The sequence below is a fragment of the Labilithrix sp. genome (genome assembly GCA_019637155.1).
Classification (GTDB): Bacteria; Myxococcota_A; Polyangia; order Polyangiales; family Polyangiaceae; genus Labilithrix.
Genome location: JAHBWE010000013.1, coordinates 64,228 through 84,098 on the forward strand (window position 1 = coordinate 64,228; position 19,871 = coordinate 84,098).

Consider the following 19,871-nt stretch of genomic DNA (forward strand, 5'->3'; position numbering starts at 1 on the left):
GAAACAACAGCACCATGGCGACAAAGAATCGGAACGGTAACGGGCAGGGCACGAAGGAGATCGTCGAGAACGGCAAAGCCAAAGGCTTCATGACGTACGACGAGGTCAACGAGAGCCTCCCGGCCGATGTGTCCGTCGATCAGATGGACGACGTGATGGGCGTCCTCGGCGACGAGGACATCGAGATCGTCGACGCGGCCACCCAGGTCAAGATCGCCCCGAAGCGCATCGTCGAAGAGACGGCGGCCGAGCACAAGACGGTCGCGCGCCAGCCGGAGAAGGAAGACGAGGACTCGAGCTACTACTCGAAGTCGAACGATCCGGTCCGCATGTACCTCCGCAAGATGGGCAGCGTCTCGCTGCTCACGCGCGAGGGCGAGGTCGAGATCGCGAAGCGCATCGAGCAGGGCGAGCACATGATCCTCGGCGCCATCCTGGCGTCGCCGGTCGCGGTGCGCGAGATCATCGATCTCGGCGACAAGCTCCGGAAGCACAAGATCCGCGTCAAGGACATCATCCGCGACGCCGACGACGACAACGCCGAGTTCGACGAGGAGGAGGCGGACCGCCGCATCCTTCGCCTCATCGACAAGGTGAAGCACCTCGACAAGGTCGCGCAGGACCTCACCACGCAGCTCGAGACGTGCGCTGCCTCTCGCAAGAAGGGCATCGAGACGGAGATCGAGAACAACCGCGTGAAGATGGTCGAGACGCTCGAGGAGATGCGTCTCAACAAGAAGACGATCGACAAGATCGTCCTCAAGCTCCGCTCCCTCATCCAGAAGGTCGAGCGCGCGGAGTCGGGCTCGACCGAGCTCGAGAAGCGCACCGGCGTCGACTGGGATCAGCTCCGCAAGGAGGCGCGCGCGGCCAAGGGCGACGCCGCCGGCGAGAAGAAGTTCAAGCGGAAGTACGGCGTCACGTCGGAGGAGGTCATCGCGAACCACTCCGCGTCGCTCAAGAACCTGCGCAAGGTCGAGGAGGAGCTCCAGCTCGACATCAAGGCGCTCCGCGAGACCTACGAGGCGATCCGCACGGGCGAGCGCATCGCCGAGCGCGCGAAGGCGGAGCTCGTCGAGGCGAACCTCCGCCTCGTGGTCTCGATCGCGAAGAAGTACACGAACCGCGGCCTCCAGTTCCTGGACCTGATCCAGGAGGGCAACATCGGCCTCATGAAGGCGGTCGACAAGTTCGAGTACAAGCGCGGCTACAAGTTCTCGACCTACGCGACGTGGTGGATCCGGCAGGCGATCACGCGCGCGATCGCGGACCAGGCGCGGACGATCCGCATCCCGGTCCACATGATCGAGACGATCAACAAGCTCATTCGCACGAGCCGCTACCTCGTCCAGGAGTACGGCCGCGAGCCGACGCCGGAGGAGATCGCGGAGAAGATGGAGCTCCCGCTCGACAAGGTGCGGAAGGTCCTCAAGATCGCGAAGGAGCCCATCTCGCTCGAGACCCCGATCGGCGAGGAGGAAGATTCGCATCTCGGCGACTTCATCGAGGACAAGTCGGTGGTCAGCCCGGCCGAGGCGGTCATCAACATGAACCTCGCGGAGCAAACGCGGAAGGTCTTGAAGACGCTGACGCCGCGCGAGGAGAAGGTCCTCCGCATGCGCTTCGGCATCGGCGAGAAGTCCGACCACACCCTCGAGGAGGTCGGCCAGGACTTCGAGGTCACACGCGAACGCATCCGCCAGATCGAGGCGAAGGCGCTCCGGAAGCTCCGCCACCCGAGCCGCAGCAAGCAGCTCAAGAGCTTCATCGAGAGCTGAGTCTCACGCAACGTCGGGGGCGTTGCCCCCGACACCCCCACCCCAGACACGGCCCTCGCGCGGAGCGCGAGGGTTGCTTCGCAACCGCATGCGCGGCCGCTTCTGGGGCCCCGGCCCCAACGTCGGGTGCGTTGCCCCCGACACCCCCACCCCAGACACGGCCCTCGCGCGGAGCGCGAGGGTTGCTTCGCAACCGCATGCGCGGCCGCTTCTGGGGCCCCGGCCCGAACGTCGGGGGCCCCCACGCCAGACACGGCTTCGCACCCGCATGCGCGGACGCTTCCGGGCGGCGTTTGTCATTGACCCTACGCTCGATGTGCGGCGGCGGCGGAAATCGCGGGCGCGTCTGGTGCGGTTTGTCGGCGTGGAATTATCGCCGTAGGCTGATGGATCGACATGCGGGTGTCCGACTCGATCGCGATCGGCGGCGTGTTCGTGCTTGCTGCGTGCGGGCTCGACGTCGTGGGCACGCTCGTGCCGCCGGACGAGGTTCCCGCTGGCGGCGCGGCGTCGGGGCCCGACTCCGGTTCCGGCCCGCGCGTCGAGCTCGACGACGGCGGCTCGAGCGGCAGCGGCGGCTCGAACGGCGGCGGCTCGAGCGGCGGCGGCTCGAGCGGCGGCGGCTCGAGCGGTGGCGGCTCGAGCGGTGGCGACGGCGGCTCGAGCGTCGACGACGCCGGTGACGATGGCGCGATCCTCCAGCCCGCGGATCCGTGCGGCGCATGTCGCGGCGCGGTCGCGCGCCGGCTCTGCGTCGAGGGGGCGTGCGTGGACGCGCATCGAGTCTTCGTCACGAGCACGCAGCACACGGCCAACATCGCCGGCGCGACCGGGGCCGACGCGGAGTGCGAGCGGCTCGCGAGCGCGCGCAACCTCGGCGGGACGTGGCGCGCGTGGCTCTCGGTGAGCGGCTCGTCTGCGAGCAGCCGCCTCGTGCACGCGACGATTCCGTATCGCCTCCTCGACGGTAGGATCGTCGCGAACGACTGGACCGACCTCACCGACGGCGCGATCCGGACGACGATCGACGTCGACGAGACCCGCCAGCGGCTCACGGAGGCGCGAGAGGTGTGGACCGGCACCAGCACCGGCGGAAACCTCTTCAACGGCGGAGGCTGCGTCAACTTCTCGAGCGCCTCGAACGGATCGTTCCCTGTCGCGGTGGGCGTGACGAGCTCGACCAGCGCGGATTGGACGTACATCTACCTCCAGGAGTGCAACCGCACCGATCCGCGCCTCTACTGCTTCGAGCAGTAGCTCTCCGCCGCAACGGTTACATCGTCGAAATCGGTAAAAACGAGCGGTTCGTGCGCGCGAGGCGACGGCTCGTCGGAAGCCGCTCCGCCAAGCACGCGGAACCCCGTGGCGCGCGCCGCGCATGACCTGAACGAGGAGGACCGGCGGTCGTTCCACCCTCCCCGAAGGACGCAGTCGATACACGGCGATGGACGCCGGCGCGGCTGCGAACGACCCGAAAGTTGGTGCTCAAAGTGAATCTCTCCCTGATCCGTAGCCGTTCGATCTTCGCTTGCCTCACGGTTCTCGCTGCTTCCGTAGTGGGGTGCTCGTCCGCTCCGAGCGACGAGCGTGTGACGCCGAAGATCGCAGTCACGAACCGCGCCTCGAGCGCGCTCGTCGCGGCGGAGATCACGTCGATCAACGGGACGTACGGCTCGGCGTGCGCCGATCATACGGACGGCGATCCCTGGAGCGCATCGCCCAACGGCGGCTCGCTCGCCCATCCCGAGCTGTACGTCATCAAGAACAACGCCACGTGCCGCCTGACGGTGACGGAGGTCGTCGTCGGCAGCACGGTCTACGGCGCCGGCCCCGCGATCGAGCTCGCGCAGAGCTACGCCGAGGAGGCCTCCGCGTTCAAGGACGACGTGGAGGATCCGGTCGACTTCTACGGCAACGCGAGGATCGACTCGCTCGCGTTCAGCGCCGACTTCACGATCGACGTCATCGTCTCCGACGACCCGAACACCTCGATCTCCGGCTCGAAGCAGGGCACGTTCGCGACGCAGTCGTCGACCGTCGTCGTGGGCAACGTCGACGCGCCGAACGACACCGTCGATCTCTCGGCCTTCGCGCTCACGACCGACATCGACGACGTCGTCGCCGAGGTGAGCGGCTTCGCGACGCTCAACGTCGGCTCGCGTCCGGGCGACGACTACGCGATTCACCACGGGCAGCTCAGCGGCGCCGCGTCGCCGGAGACGATCGCCGACGCGTACGACGCGGCGACGAAGAAGGGGGAGGTCGAAGACGGTCTCCAGATCGCGGCGGCGGACTTCGCGCTCGGCGGCGAGGACCTCACGAGCGGCCCCGCGCGTCGCACGCTCATCGTCCGCGCCACGGCGGAGGGGGTCACCTCCTATCAGCTCATCGTCCTGAGCTTCTCGAAGCCCTGATCGCGAGCGCGCTTCACATCAGCGCGAGCGCGGCGACGGCGAGCGTCCCGATCGCGAGCGGCGCCGCGAAGAGGAAGAGGCCGAAGACGCTCGGCGCCTCGACCGGCGCCTCGATCGACGGGAACGCCGCCGTCGCGATCGCCGCTCCGACCGGAACGGGGCCCGCCGCCGGCATCGTCGACGGCAGCCGCAGCGGCGTCGGGGGCACGCTGCGGACCTGCACGTGCGCGGCCTGCGCGTGCAGGTGCATCGGATGGAGCGGGCTCGACGGGGCCGGGTATCCCGGCGGCGGAGCGTGCGGCGGCGGTTGCGGTTGGACCGACGCCGCGCGCGCCTGCTGTTGCATCTGCTGCGCGTGGAGATGGGGGTAGTACTCGTTCGGGTCGCGCTGATCGCGGAACGTGTCTGCCGCCGGCGGCGGCGCGAAGTTGCGCGGGAGCGGCGCGGTGTTGCCTTGCGGGTAGTACTCGCCGGGGCTGCTGGCGTAGGGCCCGCGCATCATCGCCTGCGTCTCGTCGGGGCCCGGGGGGAGCTGCGACGGGGAGGGGAAGGGGATCTCCGCGGGTGGGTCGTAGCGAGGGGCGGGGAGGCGTCCGAGCGAGTCCGGCTGCGGGAGCCCGTAGCCCGGCGGGCGGGCCTCCGGCGTGCGATCGGCGAAGCGCGGACGCTCGCGCGGCGGCACCGAGCGATGGCTCGTCGGCGGGCGCTGGCTCGGGGCACGGCCGAACGTCGGCCGGTCGCTCCGCCGCTGCGGGACGAGATCGTCGAGCGACGGGACCGGCGCTTGACTGGTTGCACCCTGCATGTTTCGCGCGGTCGAGCGGGTGGTGCGCTGCGCCGGGACGGCCTGGACGGGCGGACGCGGAAGCGCGATCGCGCCGACCGACTCCGGCAGCGCGCGCTCTTGCGGCGGCCGCTCCGACGGCGCGCGCCGCTGCGGCTCCGGCATCGCGCGCTCTTGCGGCGCGCGCGAGTAGCTCTGGCCTGGAACACGCGAGTAGCTCTGGCCTGGTCCGGGCGCCGGCGCGCGCGCGTAGCTCTGGCCGGGGCCGGGGGCGTAGCTCTGGTCCGATCCGGGCGCTGGCGCGCGCGCGTGGCTCTGGCCGGGCGCGTAGCTCTGGTCCGATCCGGGCGCTGGTGCGCGCGCGTGGCTCTGGCCGGGCGCGTAGCTCTGGTCCGGTCCGGGCGCTGGCGCGCGTGCGTGGCTCTGGCCGGGCGCGTAGCTCTGGTCCGGTCCGGGCGCCGGCGCGCGCGCGTGGCCGGGAGCTGGCGCGCGTGCGTGGCTCTGGCCGGGCGCGCGCGAGTAGCTCTGGCCGGGCGCGGGGGCGGGGACGCGCGAGTAGCTCTGGCCCGGTCCCGGCGCGGGTGCGCGGGAGAAGCCGCCGCTCGTGTTCGTGCCGCGGGCGGGGACGGGGGGCGGTCGCGCCCCTTCGGGGAGGATCGCGGTCGCGGTTCGCTCGTTGCCGCTGCGCTGGCCGGGGGGCACGACGTCGACCTGCGGTCGCGCCGTGCGCGCGGGCGCCTGGCGCATGAGGCCGTCGATGCGGGCGCGGTTCATCAGGCTCGTGGCGTCGTCGTCCGGCTCCGGCAGCTCGGCGGGAGGGAGCTGCGGCTTGCGCGAAGACGGCGGCGGCAGCGGCGGAGGCCGCGCGCCGGGCGGACGCGGCTGCGGTCCCGTCATCGCCGGCTGGCGAGGGACCGGCGCGCGTGACGTCGCGTTCGGAGGAGGTCGCGGCGCGGCCGAGCCTCCCGCGGGCGCGCGCGCCGGCGAGATCGGCGTGCGCGCGATCGGCGGAGCGCCCGCCGGACGCGCCGCCGCGATCGGCCGGGGCGCGCCGAGCGGATTCCCGGCCGGCGCCGGTCGTCGCGCCGGCACGGGCGGCGGCCCCGCGATCGGGGGATGCGACGCATCCGGCGGAGCCGGGGGACGCGCGGAACCCGGGGAATTCCCGGGCGGCCGAGCCGATTCGCGCTTCACCGCTGCCATCGCGCGAGTCTATCACGAGGCCCCAGCCCCTTTCCCGAACGCGGCGCTCGACCCGAAGCAACAGCGCGGCGTCTGGCTTCGTCCGACGCCCACCCCGAAGCTTCGCGTCGTTCCCGACGGGGAGCTCCAGGGAGCGGGAGAAAAACCGTTTCGGCGCGGGAAGCTTACTGCTCGCGGTGGATCGGGATCGTGGCGCGCTTGCGCGGCGGGCGCGGTGCGGCGTGGGCGTGCGGGGTCGCCTCGCGCTCGCGGGCTTCGCGCGCGGGCGCCGGTGTGACGGGCGCGGGAGCGGGAGCGGGGTTGCTCGGCGGCGCGATGACGGTCGCGTTTGCGGCCATCGGCGCGAGCGTGGGAGGAGCGACCTCGACCGGGGGCACGAACGCGGGCGGCGGCGGGAACGCGGTCGCGGCGTTCGTGGTGTCGTCCGCCGGCGCGCTGCTGCGGACGACGAGGAACATCACGGCGAAGAAGAGGAGGACCGACGACGCGAGGAGCGCGATGCGATGCGGAGGGAGCCCCTGCATCTTCTGCACGAGCTGCTGCAACGGGTTCGTCTGCGGCGGACGCGGCTGCTGCGAGGGCATGAGCACCTCGGGCAGCGGAGCGATGAGCTGTCCTTGCGGCGGCGTCTGCTCGCGCGCCGTCAGCTCACGCGGCATCGGCTCGCGCGGCGTCTGCTCGCGCGGCGGAACGGTGATCGGCGCGATGCGCGTGCGCGCGGAGTCCGGCGCGACGATGACCGGCGTGGCCGCGGGCGTCGGGGCCGCGTCCGACATCAGCGCGGGCGGACCCGACGCCGGCGCCGCCCCACCGTCGAGGCTCGGCCGCGGCGTGAGCCTGGACGCGTCAGCCGCCGGCCGCGCCATCGTCATCGCCATCGGCGGATCGGATGCCGCGGATGCCGGTCGAGGCATCGCGGCTCTCGGCGGATCGGATGCCGGTCGAGGCATCGCGGCCCTCGGCGGGTCGGACGCGGGCCGCGCCATCGCCATCGGCGGATCGGATGCCAGTCGAGGCACGGCTACCCTCGGCGGGTCGGAAGCAGCGGCCGTCGGTGGATCGGAGGTTGGGCGCGGGACCTTCTTCATGCCGACGGGGGTGGCCATGTCCTCGTCGAAGGCGACGCGCTTCTGGCCGCGCAGGACGGTCTCGAGCGAGTCGTCGAAGTCGTCCACGACCTCCGGTCGTTTTCCGGTCTCCGCGAGGTCGTCGTGATCAGGGTCGTCGTGGTCGGCTCGCGCCACGGTCGCGGTCGACTCGGAGTCGTTCCCGAGGAGGCCGAGCGCCTTCGCCGATCCTGCGTTCCACGCCGTCGGGGCCGGGGCGGCGTTGCCCTCGGCGAAGGACGGTCGAGATACGCGCGGAAGCACGGGCCACCTTCCTGCACACATGGTGCCGAGCCATCGCATCCATTCCGACCGGGGCACGGATCGTCCATGTAGGCTCCGATCGCCATGCGTCGGGTCGCGCTCGCCGTCCTCGCCGTCGTGCTCGGCGGATGCGAGCGTGGCTGCCTCGCGCGTTGGTTGGCGGAACAGGAGAGCTCGCCGGAGCCGGCGGCGTCGACCGCGCGCGGGATCGATCTCACCGGCACCGACTGCTCCGACGGCCTCCTCCGCTGTCGCGCCGGCGCCGTCGAGGCGTCGCGCGTCGCGCATCTCCCTGGCAGTTGTGTCAAGGGCGTGAACCCTGAAAAAACAGGGGCCGCGTGCGTGTGTCCCTGGGACGTCGTCGCGACGTGCGCGAGCGGCTGCGCCGACGAGGAGGTCGAGGTGACGTCGTCGAGCGACGTGGTCGCGCGCCAGCTCTGTCGCCCAGCGACCCCTGTCGCTCGACCGGTGCTCGGGGAAGACGACGCCTCGATCGACGTGTGCTCGGACGACGGCTTCACGTGCCGCGCGTCCATCGTCCGTGCGTGCGACGGAGCGGGCATGGCGTCGCGTCCGCTCGCGCGCTGCATCCACGGATGCGCGCTGGACGTGGCCGTCGAAATCGCGGGGGATGGACCGGCGAGGAACCCGGCTGGGGTGATCGCGATCCTGTGTCGACGCAGCGACGCTGAACGGCCGTAGGCATCCGCCGATGCGCAGCACGACGTGAGCTGCGAAGGCCGGCACGCAGAACGCGATGACACCGTCGTCCTCGTGACACGTCACGACCCGCGACCGCTCCCTACCTTGCCGTTCCTCGACGCAGGAAAGGTGACGTCGTCGGTTCCGATTTCGTACGATTTTTCTCGCGGTGGCAGCGCGCCTTCGCAGCACCTACGTGTCTGAAGATGGCGTGTTTGTAGCGCGTTTCGCGTGCGCGCTTCGCGCCGGCGCTTCACCGCGTGGAGCGCGCTCGTGTTGGCGAGGTGCTTGCTTATGGAAGTGTTCGGGGAAGGCGGACGACTCATGAATCGCGCGAAGCTTGGCTCAGCTCTCTTCATCGCCGGTGTGCTCTTCGCTCTCACGTCTCCGCGCAACGCGGTCGAGAGCGAGCCGACGGCTGCGTTGGCGCTCACGAACGCGAACGCGAACGCGAGCACGAACGGCAATGGCAACAGCGACGACGCGGAGCCCGCCGCGCTCGCGAACGCGGGCCTGAAGGCGATCGCGGCGCCGGAGATCGGCACGAGCGGCGCGTGCGGCGAGGGGATGCTCGAAGTCGAGGGCGACTACTGCGCCGAGGTCGAGCAGAAGTGCACGCGGTACATCGATCCCGAGGGCGTGTTCCCGCGTCGCTGCGCCGAGTTCGCGCCGACGTCGAAGTGCCAGGGCAAGACGACGAAGAAGCACTTCTGCATCGACAAGTACGAGTGGCCGAACAAGGCCGGCGTCGATCCCGTCGTCATGAAGACGTGGTACGAGGCGCGCGACGCCTGCGCCGGCGCCGGCAAGCGCCTCTGCGGCGACAGCGAGTGGACGCTCGCGTGCGAGGGCCAGGAGCGTCTCCCGTACCCGTACGGCTACGACCGCAACTCGGAGGCGTGCAACATCGACAAGCCGCATCCGGACGTGAACGAGAAGGCGCTCGGCTCCTCCGACCCGAAGGTGCGCGAGGCGGAGGCGAAGCGCCTCTGGCAGGGCGAGGCGAGCGGCTCGCGCCCGTCGTGCGTGAGCCCGTACGGCGTCATGGACATGACCGGCAACGTCGACGAGTGGGTCGTCAACGAGAGCGGCGTCCCGTACAAGAGCGGCCTCAAGGGCGGTTACTGGGGCCCGGTCCGCGACCGCTGCCGCCCCGAGACGACCATCCACTCCGAGGGCTTCTCGTTCTACCAGATCGGCTTCCGCTGCTGCTCCGACGTCCCGAACGCCGCCCCGTCCGCGGACGCGAAGCCGACCGGCGGCACCTCGGCCCCGAGCACGAAGACCCCCGCACCGGCCTCCTCCGTCGGCAGCTGACACGACACCCCGCGCGGTTCAGCGGACGGTGAGGCCGCGGTACTCGACGACGGTGGAGTGCGCCTTCGTCGCGGCGTCGATGACCGTCGCGCGGATGCGAATCGTGCGGTCGCCCGTCGTCGCTCCCGACATCGCCGTCACCTCGTTGCTCGTGTAGATGCCGTCGTTCGCGTCGGCGTCGCCGTGCGTGCCGTCGTCGTGGAGGACGACCTCGGTCATCTTGTCGTCGCGCGCGCCGTCCGCGAGGACGGCCGCGCCGACGCGGACCGGCTTCGCGCCGCCCGCGACGGTGACCTTCGCCGTGATCGTCGCGCTCGCCGAGCCGTCGACGGGGACCGACGCCGGCGCGATGGTCGGCTCCGTGACGGTCGGGGCGGCGCCGGTGGTCGCGGGGTCGATCTCGAGGAGCGCGGCGCGCGCAGGGCCCGCGTTCTTGTCGGCGTAGAACACGCGGTTCCCCGCGCCGTTCAGGACGCCGAGGTGGAGCTCGATCGCGGACGAGGGATCGTTCGAGAAGAAGCCGCCGCCCACGGCGAGGTCGAACGAGCCGCTCCCGTCGGTGCGATGCATCTTGTAGCCGGCCACCACGAGCTTCCCGTCGTCGCTCAGGCCCCAGTTGGTGTCGAGGCTCCCGGAGAAGACGGTCAGGTCGCGTTTCCCGGCGCCGTCGAAGCCGACGGCCGTGAGGCCGCGCAAGCCAGGTCCCGTCTCGATCAAGTAGGCGACCGTGTTGCCGTCGCCGCTGATCGCGAGCTTCGAGACGCCGCACTCGGTCGTGATCGGACCGAGCAGGAGCTTCGGCGGCAGAGAGCCGTCGACCGACGACGCGACGATGTAGTCCTTCTGGCCCGTCTGCGTGCAGTAGCCCGCCGACCAGACCGACACGACGCGCTTGCCGTCGGCCGACACGTCGAAGCCGCGGCGCAGGGGTCCCTTCGGCGCGAGCTCGCTCTCGGGGACGCCGAGCAAGGTCGCGGCCTGGGCGAGCGTCAGGACCGACCTCACGTCCGCGCCGTCGGAGCCGATCGAGTAGATCCCGCGCTCGTGATTCTCCCACGCCGCGTTCGTCGTGAAATAGACCCGCCACTTGCTCGCGTTCTCCGGGTCCCTCGCGAACCGCGACCACGAGCGCGTCTGACTGATGGCCGGCCCGGTCACGCGCGCCGGCGACGCGACGCCGTTGATGAGCAGCGAGCTGGTCGTGTACGCCGCGAGCGTGCCGTCGTCGTTGAGCGCCGTCATGTCGATCCATCCCGCGTCGGGCACCGCGTCGAGCGCGCGCCGGCCCGTGCCGTCCGAACGAACGACCGTCGGCCGGTAGCCGCCGGTGTCGTTCTCGTCGTAGAGGCCGACGTTGCCGTCGCGGCTGAAGGCGATGTCCTTCGATTCGTCGAGGCCGCCGTTCTCGCCGGCGGTGAGGTGGTGATAGACGAGCGTGCGCACGATCGGCGACTCCGGGCCCCCATCCGGTCCGGGTCCGGGTCCAGGTCCGGGGCCAGGTCCCGGTCCGGGTCCGCCGTCGGCGGACGCGTCGGGGGTCGTTGCGCCGCCGCCGTCGGTGGTGATCGTGCAGCCGATCCCGAGGGCCGCCGCGGCGAAGACCAGCGCGAGAGGCAGCGAGAACGCCCTCCCCACGACGTTGGGATGGTTCCACTCGGCTTCGACGCTCATTTTCTGGCTCACGGGGCGTGCCTCCTGATTCGAAGGCGTGACGATCGACCGGTACATTGTTCCGGTCGGCGTTGGCGCTCGCCTTCGCGCGGCGAATTTCGCTAGGATTCTCGTGTGCTCTTCCTGGGGAGGGAGCGGGAAGTAAAAAAGCTCGCGGAGGCGTGCGAGTCCGCCTGCCAGGGACGCGGGGCCCTCCACCTCGTCGTGGGCGAGCCAGGCATCGGAAAGACCCGCCTCGCCGACGAGGTCGCCAAGCTGGCGACTTCGCGCGGAATTTCCGTTGCTTGGGGACGCGCGTGGGAGACCGGCGGCGCGCCCGCGTTCTATCCGTGGGTCGAGGTGCTCGAGGCGCTCGGAGGCGAGGCGTCGGGGGCGCCGAGCCTCGACGCCCATCGCGCGACCCACGGCGAAGGTGTCGTCGCGGACTCCGCGCGCGAGCGGTTCGTCCTCTTCGAACGTGTCCTCGCCTTCCTCCGCGAGCGGTCTCGCGCGTCTCCGCTCCTCCTCGTCTTCGACGACCTCCACGCCGCCGACGTGCCGTCCCTCGAGCTCTTGCACTTCGTCGCGCGCGGCCTGCGCGGGCGCCGCATCGCGATCATCGGGACGCTGCGCGACCTCGAGGCCCAACGTCCTCCCGTCGCGAACGTCATCGCGCGCATGGGCCGCGAAGCGAGCCACCTCACGTTGGCCGCGCTCGCCTCCGAGGACGTCGCGAAGCTCGTCGCCGAGCACGTCGGGCGCGCGGACGAGGCGCTCACGAGCGAGCTCGTCACGAAGACGGACGGCAACCCGCTGTTCGTCGCCGAAGCCCTCCGCATGCTCGATCAGCGCGGCTCGTGGGCGGCGCCGGGCGTGTTGGCCGTCATCACGTCGCGCATCGACGGCCTCGACGAGACGACGACGTCGCTCCTCGACGCGGCCAGCGTCTTCGGCCGGCGCGTCGTCCCCGCCGTGCTCGCGAGCTCGACGAACGCGGCGCTCGCCGACGTCGTTCGCCGGCTCGACGACGTGTCGACGCGCGGCGTCCTCCGCCGCTGCGACGACGGCGCGTACCTCTTCTCGCACGCGCTCGTGCGCGACGCCTTCTACGCGCGCATCCCGGCGCCCCGGCGGCGCGAGCTTCATCGCGCCATCGCGCGCGTCGCGGAGCCCGCGCTCGCGGCCCATCACCACTTGGCCGCCGTCCCGCTCGTCTCCGCCGGCGAGGTCATTCGCGCCTCGATCGCCGCCGCCGCGCACGCCCGCGCTCGGCTCGCCCCCGACGACGCGGTCGCGCTCCTCGAGCAGACGATCGTCGCGGTCGAGGGCCTCCCGGCGTCCGAGCCGGAGCGGGTGGAGCTCTTGCTCGCGCTCGGCTGGGCCGCGACGGACGCGGGCTCGCTCGCGCGCGGACGCCAGGTCTTCCACGAAGCGAGCCGCCGCGCCGCCACGACGGGCGATCCGGGGCTCATCGCGCGCGCCGCGCTCGGCCAGGGCGCGGAGCTCGTGTTCGGCCAGGTGCGGAGCGAGCTCGTCGAAGGGCTGCGGGCCGCGCTCGCGCGCCTCGACGATGCGGCGGGCGAGCACGCCGACTTGCGCGCGCGCCTCCTGGCGAGGCTCGCCGCGGCGCTGCAGCCGAGCACGACGCCGGAGGAGCCGGTCGCGATGGCGCGCGAAGCGATGACGCTCGCGGAGTCGATCGACGACCCGCGCGTGCGCGCCGAGATCGCGCTCGCGGCAGGATCGGCGCTCACGGACTTCGCGCCGCCGCTCGATCGGATCCCGGTCTCGCGGCAGCTCGTTCGAGACGCGCGCACGCTCGACGACGGCGTCGTCGAGCTGCGCGGCCTCACGCGCCTCGCGACGGACTATATCGAAATAGGCGATTTTGCCGAAGCGGAGTCGGTGATCGAAGCGCGCGCCGAGCTCGCGGCGCGGGTCGGGCATCCTCGCTACCTGTGGCAGACGCCGCTCTTGCGCTCGATGCTCGCGATGCCGCGCGGGGCCTTCACGGTCTGCGACGAGTCGATCGAGGAGGCGACCGCGATCGGCCAGGAGGGCCTCGACGTGAACGCCGCGCACGTCGTCGCCATGCACCGGTTCTGGATGCTCCTCGCGCGAGAAGACCTCGACGGTCTCCGCGCGCACATGCCCGAGGTGCTCCGCGCGATGGGGCGGATGCCGGAGCCCGCGCAGCATCACGCGCTCGCGCAAGCCGTCCTCCACGCCCGCGCGGGCGAAGCGTCGCGCGCGAAGGAGGCGCTCGCGGGCATCGGCGACGGCAAGCGCATGCTCGCCCCGATGATGCGCGCGACGATCGCCGACGTCGCGCTCCGTTGCGACGACGCGGCCCGCTTCCCGCAGCTCCTCGCGGAGCTCGAGCCGGCGCGCGGACGCAACACGGCGTGGGGACCCTTCGGTTTCACGTGCGGGCCACCGTACGACGTGCTCGTCGGCTCGCTCCTCGCGCGGCTCGGACGGCGCGACGAGGCCGGCGCCGCCTTCGACGCGGCGCTCGCGCTCGCGCGACGATCGGGCGCGACCGCGAACGAAGCGTGGGTCCACCGCGCGCGCCGCGAAGCGCTCTCGGACACGACGGGCGTGACGGAGGTGCGCGCTCCGGCCGCCGCGCAGCAGCCGCCGCCGCGCCTCGAGTTCACGCTTCGGGTGGAGGGGAACGACGTCATCGTTCGATGCGACGGACGGACGACGCGCCTCCGCTCCGTTCGCGGCCTGCCGATGCTCGTGCGCCTCGTGGAGGAGCCCGGCCGCGAGATGCACGTGCTCGATCTCGCGTCGGAGCCCGATGACGAGAACGTCGTCGATCGCGGCGACGCGGGCGAGGTCTTCGACGCGAAGGCGCGCGAGGCCTATCAGAAGCGCATCGCCGATCTCCGCGCGGAGATCGACGACGCGGATCGCTCGGCGGACGTCGGACGCGCCGACCGCGCGCGCCGCGAGCTCGACATGCTCGTCCAGCAGCTCTCGAGCGCGGTCGGCCTCGGCGGCCGCGCGCGCCGCGTCGGCTCCGCCGCCGAACGCGCGCGCATCACGGTGCAACGCCGCGTGCGCGAGGCGATCAAGAAGATCGGGCAGCAGGAGCCCGACCTCGGCCGCCACCTCGATTGGGCGATCCGCACCGGCACCTTCTGCGCCTACGAGCCACGAGGACGGAAGACCGCGTCGTAGTCGTAGGAGAGACGAGGCAGAGCGGCGCCTTGTGGGCGACGCGTGGATCTGCTGTCGTTGCTCGATGACGTCGAGCGCTCTGCGGTGGCGTGCCGGGCTCGCGTTCGCCATGGTCTGTTCCTGCGGAGCACGCGAGGCCGACCACCCCAAGAAGAGTCGGGCGGACGCGCACGTCGAGCTCGAGACCGACTGTTACGCGTGGGGCCGGCACACGTCGGGAGAGACGTACGAGGTACGGCGTGATCAGGAGGGCTCCGCGCGCAGCTGCGGAGCGCTCGCGCGCACGGGTGAGCTCGTCGTCACGTGCGCCGACTACACGCGCCTTCATTCGCGTGCTTGCGTCCTCGGAGAGGCGAGCAGCTGCGCGTGCGCGGCGAGCCCCTCGTCCGCCGTCGTCGCGGGCTCGGACGAATTCGAGGCGATCACGTGTCGAAGCGTCGGCGGCGCCACGCCGTGCGCCTCGAACGACGCCGCGTCCAGCTCCAAGCCCGAGAGTCGATGCGTGGACGGCAAGCTCGTGTCGTGCCGTTGCACCGACTTCGGCGAGCGAGAGGACTGCCTCGCGGCGGCGGCGATGGCCGCGATCCCGGAGGTGGCGGGGCGCTTGCTCCGGCGCGGCTGCGACGAGGAGACGTTCAACGAGTGCTACAGCGACGAAGACCTCGCCCGTCACGCGCGGAACAACTCCCCCTTTCCCTCGCCGCCGCGGACGCGTTCGAGCTTCACGTTTCGCGACGCGTGGCAGCTCGCCCTGTGTGAGGAGGGGAAGACCGACTACGGGTGCAGCGGGCTGCTCCACCACGCCGAGACATTTCGTGAGTGGGACGAACGGGCGCGCCAGCACGCCGCCGACGAGCGCGCCCGCAAGCAGCGGGAGCGGCAGCGGGAGGAGCAGCGTCGTCGCGCGGCGCTCGAGCAAGCGCGCCGTCGTGTCCAGGCCGACCTCGACGCGTACCAGGCCGCGGAGGCGGCACGAGCCGAGGCCGAGCGGCAGGCGGCGAGCAGCGAGGAGGGCTGGCGGCGGATGAACGAGGTCCGGACGCAGCCTGCCGGCTCGAGCGAGCACCGCGACGTTCACATCGACGTCAAGCCGATCGAGAGTCATCCACCGCCGCCCGTGATCGAGCCGCCGCCGCGGCGGGTCGACCCGCCGCGTCCGCACGTCCAAGAGCCGCCGAAGCCGTGTCCGCCCGGCCCCTGGTCCTGCGCGAAGCAGGACTAACGTCTTCAGTCGAAGCCACGTCCGCTCGCGTGCGCCGGCACGTCGAGATGGAGCAGACGCACCTCCGCGCGTCGAGCCCCGCTCGTCGATCGTCGCGGCTTCCGTAGCGTTCGAGCTGGACGTCGAGGCCGCGCCTCCCTCGCGCGAGGAAGAGCGCGGAGTGCTGCGGTACGCTCGCGGGGTGAAGTGGTCGCGGCGGGCGAAGGCTCGGGTCGTGTTTTATCCGGCGCTCGTCGTCCTCGTGGGTGTGTTCGGCGCGTGGATGACGGTGATGCCCGGGAAGAGCCACCGCGGCGCGCTCCCGGTGCTCACGGACGGCCGCCCCACTTCTGGAACCCGACGATGGGGAGCTTGCACTATGCACGTGCCTGCAAGGAGCGCGGCGACCGGATCGTGGCGATGCTCAGCCTCGAGTCGCTCGGCTACTACCAACCTCGGCTCACGCGCGCTCGTGCGCGCCTCCATCGGCGCGTTTCGCGAGGACGCGCGCTTCCCGTCGGCGGGCGCGGCCCTGCCGGGATTCGTCGCCGGCGTCGGCTGGAGTGACCCATGGTCGTTCTGGCAAGTTGGTTATGACGGCGTCATGGCGCGGTCCTCCGTCGATTGAGCGCTCCATAGTGCTCAGTCGAGGCAGCAGAGCGGGACGCCGTACGATGGATTCACCACCGTCGCGAACCGGAGCCGGCGCACGGTGCCCGTCTCGTCGGGCAGCTCGATCGCGCCTTCGATCCGATCGCCCTCGCGCTTCTCGACGACGAGGGCGAGCTTCGAGATCTGGATCGTGCCGCTCCCGCCGCCCCCGCTCTCGCGCGAGCACGTCTGGCCGCCGGACGCCGCGAACGCGTTCGCGTCCTCGTAGCGGCCGGGCACGAAGCGCGCCGGCATCGGATCGTCGGACCGCTCGGAGAAGTACCAGTCGAACCAGCTCGTGCTCTCGGACGGCGAGCCGTCCTCGAGCTTGCCCTTCGTGTGCGGGTAGTGGAGCTGCACGCGCAGGCTGTGCCGGAACGGGTGCGGGGTCTCGTGCACCGTCACGTCGATCGCGCCGGAGCCGAACGGGAACTCGGGGTCCGGATCGAGCCTCCCGACCGGCGGCTTCGCGTCGCGCACCGCGCAGAGCGCCTTGACCTCGGCGTCGGTGAGCTTCGGGCCCGGAACGTAGAGCACCGGCCGCACCTTGAGGCAGCAGGTCGTCTCGTCGGCGAGCGGCGACGTCGCGACCCGCGCGTGGAACGCGAGCTCGCCGGCGCCGACCTTCACCGTGCCGTAGACCCAGCGATCGTCGCGGCCGCCGATCGTGACCTCCGCGTCGGACGCGAGCAGCCGCCGCGCTCCGGGGCGACGGGCGATCGCCTCCGCGCTGCAGCTCCGCGCGGCGACGCCCTCGTCCCAGAGCGGGAGCTTGGTGGGGGTGCCGGGCTCGAGCGCGCCGGCGCCTTCGAGCGAGAGCGTGCTCCCCCAATCGGTGCGTGTGCCTCCGGTCGCGTCGAGCTCATCGGGCCAGCGGAAGTCGAGGAGGAGCCGGGCCCCGTCGACGCGCGCCGTCACCTCGAGCGCGCCCGCGATCGGGAAGAAGTCGGACGCGGTGAAGCTCCCGTCCGGCAGCGCACGCGAGCGCGCGTAACACAACGCGTCGGTGGCGGGATCGTCGAGATCGGTCGTCAGCCCCGCGGCCGGCGGTGGAGGCTCCTCTCCGCGCGGCGGGTCTCCGGTACCGGCCGGAGCCGCCGACTCCGACTTCGGCGCGTCGACGACGTCTTCGCTCCCGCAAGCGAAGAGGGCAGGGGCGAGGAGGCAGAGGAGGACGAAGCGCATTCGCGCCGTGCGCAGCAACGACCGTTCCGCGCGCGCGAGCCGGCGAGCCCCGCGAAACCCAGAGCGCCTGCGCAATCGGCTTCGAAAGGTGGATCCGAGCGAGCGGGTGATCCCCCTCTCATGTGATCGGGGAGCTCATCCTGCGGACGCGAGTCCTCTCCAGGGGCCGCGCGCGCTCCGCCGTGACCGCCGGCGATCGCGGCTCGTGACGGCGGCGCGATCCTTGCGCCATGGCGTGCATGCGCGGAGATCGTTGGACCATTCTCGCCGGCACCCTCGTCGTGAGCCTCGCGAGCGGGTGCGCCGTCGGCGTCGAGCCGGAGACCGCGGAGTCGGAGGCCTCGGTCGTCGCGAGCGATTCGAACCTGAGGATGTTCCCTGTCCCGCGGCAGGGCGCGCACGTCGACGTCGAGGCCGATCCGGCGCGTCTCGCGTGCTCGCTTCGCGTCACGACGCGGGGCTTCGACTTCCCCGCCGGCGCCGGCGATCCGAGCGTCTCGGAGACGGGCAAGACGATGTGCTTCACGCTCGGCCCGACGGTGCATTGCCACGTCAGCGGCACCGAGACCGGCTTCTGCCGAGACATGTTCGACAACGTGAGGAACCTCCTCGAGAACCGCGCGACGAAGGACGGCGACTTCGTCCGCGCGTACGCGAGCGGGCACCCGGGCCACCGGCTGAACGTGTCGGGTCACAGCCAGGGCGCCTACGACGCGTCGCGCGTGGCGCCGCTCCTTCGCGCGGGGGATCAGCTCGTGCTCCTCCAGCCCGCGTCCGCCGCCGTCGTCCCGAACGAAGCGCTCGTCGACGCCGCCGCTCGAGGCGCGCGCGTCGTCGTCGCCTGGTCGCCGAACGACGACGCGTCGCTCCTCCTTCGTCCGCTCGCGGGCGGCCGCGTCCCGCTCCTCACGTTCCCACGTCAGGAGGGCATCCGCGTTCACAACGCGCCGAACGCGCGCGACCTCTTGCACCGCGAGCTCGCGGTCCCCGACGGCTACACGTCGAGCCCCGCCCTCGACGCGAGCATCCTCTCCAATCCAGGCTCCCCCCACGATCCAGCCTGGCGTTTCCCGGAGTGGCGCTGAGCGCCGGCGTCAGAGCACGAGGACGGCGAGGACGATGAAGGCGCCGCCGACGCCGATCGCGAGGAAGCGGAGGATCCCCTGGAAGGGCGCGAGCTTCATCACGAGCTTGTTCATGCCCTCGACCGCGCGGATCCTTCACGAACGTCTTCGCGACGCCGACGCCGAAGGGGCAGCCGAGCGCGATCTGGAGGAGCGCGTTCGCGAGGAAGACGATCCAGAAGATGAGGCCGAGGGGCGGGCTGACCGCCATCAGGCCCATCGAGGTGATCGACTGGATGACCTCCCAGATGCCGACGCCACACCCATCCAGCCCTGATAGGGCGCGAGCCTGCCGATGAGGTCCTTCGCGCTAGGGACTTTCGCGATGATGAAATTGGCGGCTCCGAGAACGCCGAGCACGACGAGCCACGCGCCATACGAGAAGATCATGTCTCCCCCCTTTCGGCCGCGGAGCATAGACGCAACGCCCCCGTGCGGTGCAAAAAGGAATTCGGGAGCCGGCTACGGAGCTTCGAGCGCGCGCCAGGCGAAGTTGTCGTACGTCGTCACCATGTCGGCCTCGTTCGCCGCGAAGCCGACGGCGCCCGCCGCGTCGAGTCGAGTCGAAGCTGCGTCGTCGACGTGAGCTTCCGCCTCGATCCTCCAGCCCGTTTCGTCTCCGCTCCAGCGCTCGACGAACGCGTCGAGCTTCACCGGCGACGTGCCCGTCGCGGCGAGCCGGAGGCGGTAGCGCTGCCCGGCCTCGAGCTGCGGGGTGATGTTGAGCGTCGCGAGCGTCACGACGAACGGGGTGCCGCGTTGCCGGCCGAGCTTCGCGGTCGTGCGGACGCCTTCGACGTAAAGGAGATAACCGTCGTATTCGTCCGGCCTCGTGAGCGTGGCCCGCTGGGCGCGGACGAAGACCTGCGGATAATCGACGGGCAACGCGACGTTCAGCTCGACCGACGCCTCGGCGTCCCGCCGGTCCTCGCTCGCCGGACGGAAGACCATGTTGTCGCGGTAGCTCGTGGTCGACCCCGGCTTGCGAACGGCGCCGCTCTCGAGCACGAACGTCCCCGGGATCTTCTCGAGCCAGCCGTTGCCGAGCGCTCCGGCGGGGCGCGAGAAGTCGTCGAAGAACGACTCGCCGGCGTCCGCGCCTGCGTCCGCGTTCGCGCCGGCTTCGGCGTCTGCGTCCACGTCCACGGCCGCGCCGTCGTGGGACGACGCGTCGTCCGGGCTCGACTCCGCCTCGCGCGCGAAGTCACCGAGATCGGTCGTCAACGTGCACGCCGTCGCCGCCGCGAGCGCGCTCGCCACCACGGCCTGGAGCAAGGACGGGCGCACCTCTCCAGTCTAGAGC

General features: G+C 71.6%; 15 protein-coding genes. 10 read left to right on the forward strand and 5 right to left on the reverse strand.

What is annotated here, in order from left to right; genetic code table 11:
* Window positions 1–14: 14 nt before the first annotated feature.
* The 3 genes from rpoD (at window position 15) to KF837_26635 (ending at window position 4,192) form a co-directional block, all read left to right on the forward strand.
* Complete coding sequence (gene rpoD, locus KF837_26625; protein MBX3230924.1) at window positions 15–1,778, forward strand: RNA polymerase sigma factor RpoD; 1,764 nt, start codon at window positions 15–17, stop codon at window positions 1,776–1,778.
* A gap of 396 nt (window positions 1,779–2,174) precedes the next feature.
* Window positions 2,175–3,035: a hypothetical protein gene (locus KF837_26630; GenBank protein ID MBX3230925.1), complete on the forward strand. Its 861-nt coding sequence runs from the start codon at window positions 2,175–2,177 to the stop codon at window positions 3,033–3,035.
* A gap of 332 nt (window positions 3,036–3,367) precedes the next feature.
* The gene (locus tag KF837_26635; GenBank protein MBX3230926.1) at window positions 3,368–4,192 is read left to right on the forward strand and encodes a hypothetical protein; all 825 of its coding nucleotides are present in this window, start codon (window positions 3,368–3,370) and stop codon (window positions 4,190–4,192) included.
* Between the two features lie 13 nt (window positions 4,193–4,205).
* On the opposite strand, the gene KF837_26640 is transcribed toward KF837_26635, so the two are convergent.
* Together KF837_26640 and KF837_26645 are read right to left on the reverse strand one after the other, a co-directional pair.
* A complete protein-coding gene (locus tag KF837_26640; GenBank protein ID MBX3230927.1) occupies window positions 4,206–6,068 on the reverse strand; it encodes a hypothetical protein in 1,863 nt (620 codons plus the stop codon).
* 275 nt (window positions 6,069–6,343) lie between these two features.
* Complete coding sequence (locus tag KF837_26645) at window positions 6,344–7,549, reverse strand: hypothetical protein (GenBank protein ID MBX3230928.1); 1,206 nt, start codon at window positions 7,547–7,549, stop codon at window positions 6,344–6,346.
* Between the two features lie 84 nt (window positions 7,550–7,633).
* Here KF837_26645 and KF837_26650 point away from each other — a divergent pair, with 84 nt between their 5' ends.
* Both KF837_26650 and KF837_26655 read left to right on the forward strand, forming a co-directional pair.
* Entirely contained in the window at window positions 7,634–8,251 is a 618-nt protein-coding gene (locus KF837_26650; protein ID MBX3230929.1) for a hypothetical protein, read from the forward strand.
* A 324-nt stretch (window positions 8,252–8,575) separates the two neighbouring features.
* Window positions 8,576–9,568, forward strand: coding sequence for an SUMF1/EgtB/PvdO family nonheme iron enzyme (locus KF837_26655; GenBank protein MBX3230930.1), 993 nt, complete (start codon window positions 8,576–8,578; stop codon window positions 9,566–9,568).
* Window positions 9,569–9,586: 18 nt separating this feature from the next.
* Here the strand turns inward: KF837_26655 and KF837_26660 are convergent, their stop codons facing one another.
* On the reverse strand, window positions 9,587–11,251 hold the full coding sequence (locus tag KF837_26660; protein ID MBX3230931.1) for a hypothetical protein: 1,665 nt from the start codon (window positions 11,249–11,251) through the stop codon (window positions 9,587–9,589).
* A gap of 102 nt (window positions 11,252–11,353) precedes the next feature.
* On the opposite strand from KF837_26660, the gene KF837_26665 reads away from it, so the two are divergent.
* The 3 genes from KF837_26665 to KF837_26675 all read left to right on the forward strand — a co-directional run bounded on the left by KF837_26665 (window position 11,354) and on the right by KF837_26675 (window position 16,236).
* Window positions 11,354–14,407, forward strand: a complete 3,054-nt coding sequence (locus KF837_26665; protein ID MBX3230932.1) for an AAA family ATPase — start codon at window positions 11,354–11,356, stop codon at window positions 14,405–14,407.
* Window positions 14,408–14,471: 64 nt separating this feature from the next.
* A complete protein-coding gene (locus tag KF837_26670; protein MBX3230933.1) occupies window positions 14,472–15,629 on the forward strand; it encodes a hypothetical protein in 1,158 nt (385 codons plus the stop codon).
* Window positions 15,630–16,080: 451 nt separating this feature from the next.
* Window positions 16,081–16,236, forward strand: coding sequence for a hypothetical protein (locus KF837_26675; protein MBX3230934.1), 156 nt, complete (start codon window positions 16,081–16,083; stop codon window positions 16,234–16,236).
* 14 nt (window positions 16,237–16,250) lie between these two features.
* Here KF837_26675 and KF837_26680 read toward each other — a convergent pair whose 3' ends face one another.
* A complete protein-coding gene (locus KF837_26680; GenBank protein MBX3230935.1) occupies window positions 16,251–17,444 on the reverse strand; it encodes a hypothetical protein in 1,194 nt (397 codons plus the stop codon).
* Between the two features lie 239 nt (window positions 17,445–17,683).
* On the opposite strand from KF837_26680, the gene KF837_26685 reads away from it, so the two are divergent.
* Both KF837_26685 and KF837_26690 read left to right on the forward strand, forming a co-directional pair.
* Window positions 17,684–18,529 (forward strand): hypothetical protein, encoded by an 846-nt coding sequence (locus tag KF837_26685; protein MBX3230936.1) that lies wholly within the window; start codon window positions 17,684–17,686, stop codon window positions 18,527–18,529.
* A gap of 112 nt (window positions 18,530–18,641) precedes the next feature.
* Window positions 18,642–18,845 (forward strand): hypothetical protein, encoded by a 204-nt coding sequence (locus tag KF837_26690; GenBank protein ID MBX3230937.1) that lies wholly within the window; start codon window positions 18,642–18,644, stop codon window positions 18,843–18,845.
* Window positions 18,846–19,030: 185 nt separating this feature from the next.
* On the opposite strand, the gene KF837_26695 is transcribed toward KF837_26690, so the two are convergent.
* Complete coding sequence (locus KF837_26695) at window positions 19,031–19,855, reverse strand: hypothetical protein (GenBank protein ID MBX3230938.1); 825 nt, start codon at window positions 19,853–19,855, stop codon at window positions 19,031–19,033.
* Between the last annotated feature and the right edge of the window lie 16 nt (window positions 19,856–19,871).

What these genes read in the sequence shown, in the direction of transcription:
- rpoD (MBX3230924.1), top strand. Translation starts at nt 15, where the DNA reads ATGGCGACAAAGAATCGGAACGGTAACGGGCAGGGCACGAAGGAGATC.
- KF837_26630 (MBX3230925.1), top strand. Translation starts at nt 2,175, where the DNA reads ATGCGGGTGTCCGACTCGATCGCGATCGGCGGCGTGTTCGTGCTTGCT.
- KF837_26650 (MBX3230929.1), top strand. Translation starts at nt 7,634, where the DNA reads ATGCGTCGGGTCGCGCTCGCCGTCCTCGCCGTCGTGCTCGGCGGATGC.
- KF837_26655 (MBX3230930.1), top strand. Translation starts at nt 8,576, where the DNA reads ATGAATCGCGCGAAGCTTGGCTCAGCTCTCTTCATCGCCGGTGTGCTC.
- KF837_26670 (MBX3230933.1), top strand. Translation starts at nt 14,472, where the DNA reads ATGACGTCGAGCGCTCTGCGGTGGCGTGCCGGGCTCGCGTTCGCCATG.
- KF837_26680 (MBX3230935.1), bottom strand. Translation starts at nt 17,444, where the DNA reads ATGCGCTTCGTCCTCCTCTGCCTCCTCGCCCCTGCCCTCTTCGCTTGC.
- KF837_26685 (MBX3230936.1), top strand. Translation starts at nt 17,684, where the DNA reads ATGCGCGGAGATCGTTGGACCATTCTCGCCGGCACCCTCGTCGTGAGC.
- KF837_26690 (MBX3230937.1), top strand. Translation starts at nt 18,642, where the DNA reads ATGCCCTCGACCGCGCGGATCCTTCACGAACGTCTTCGCGACGCCGAC.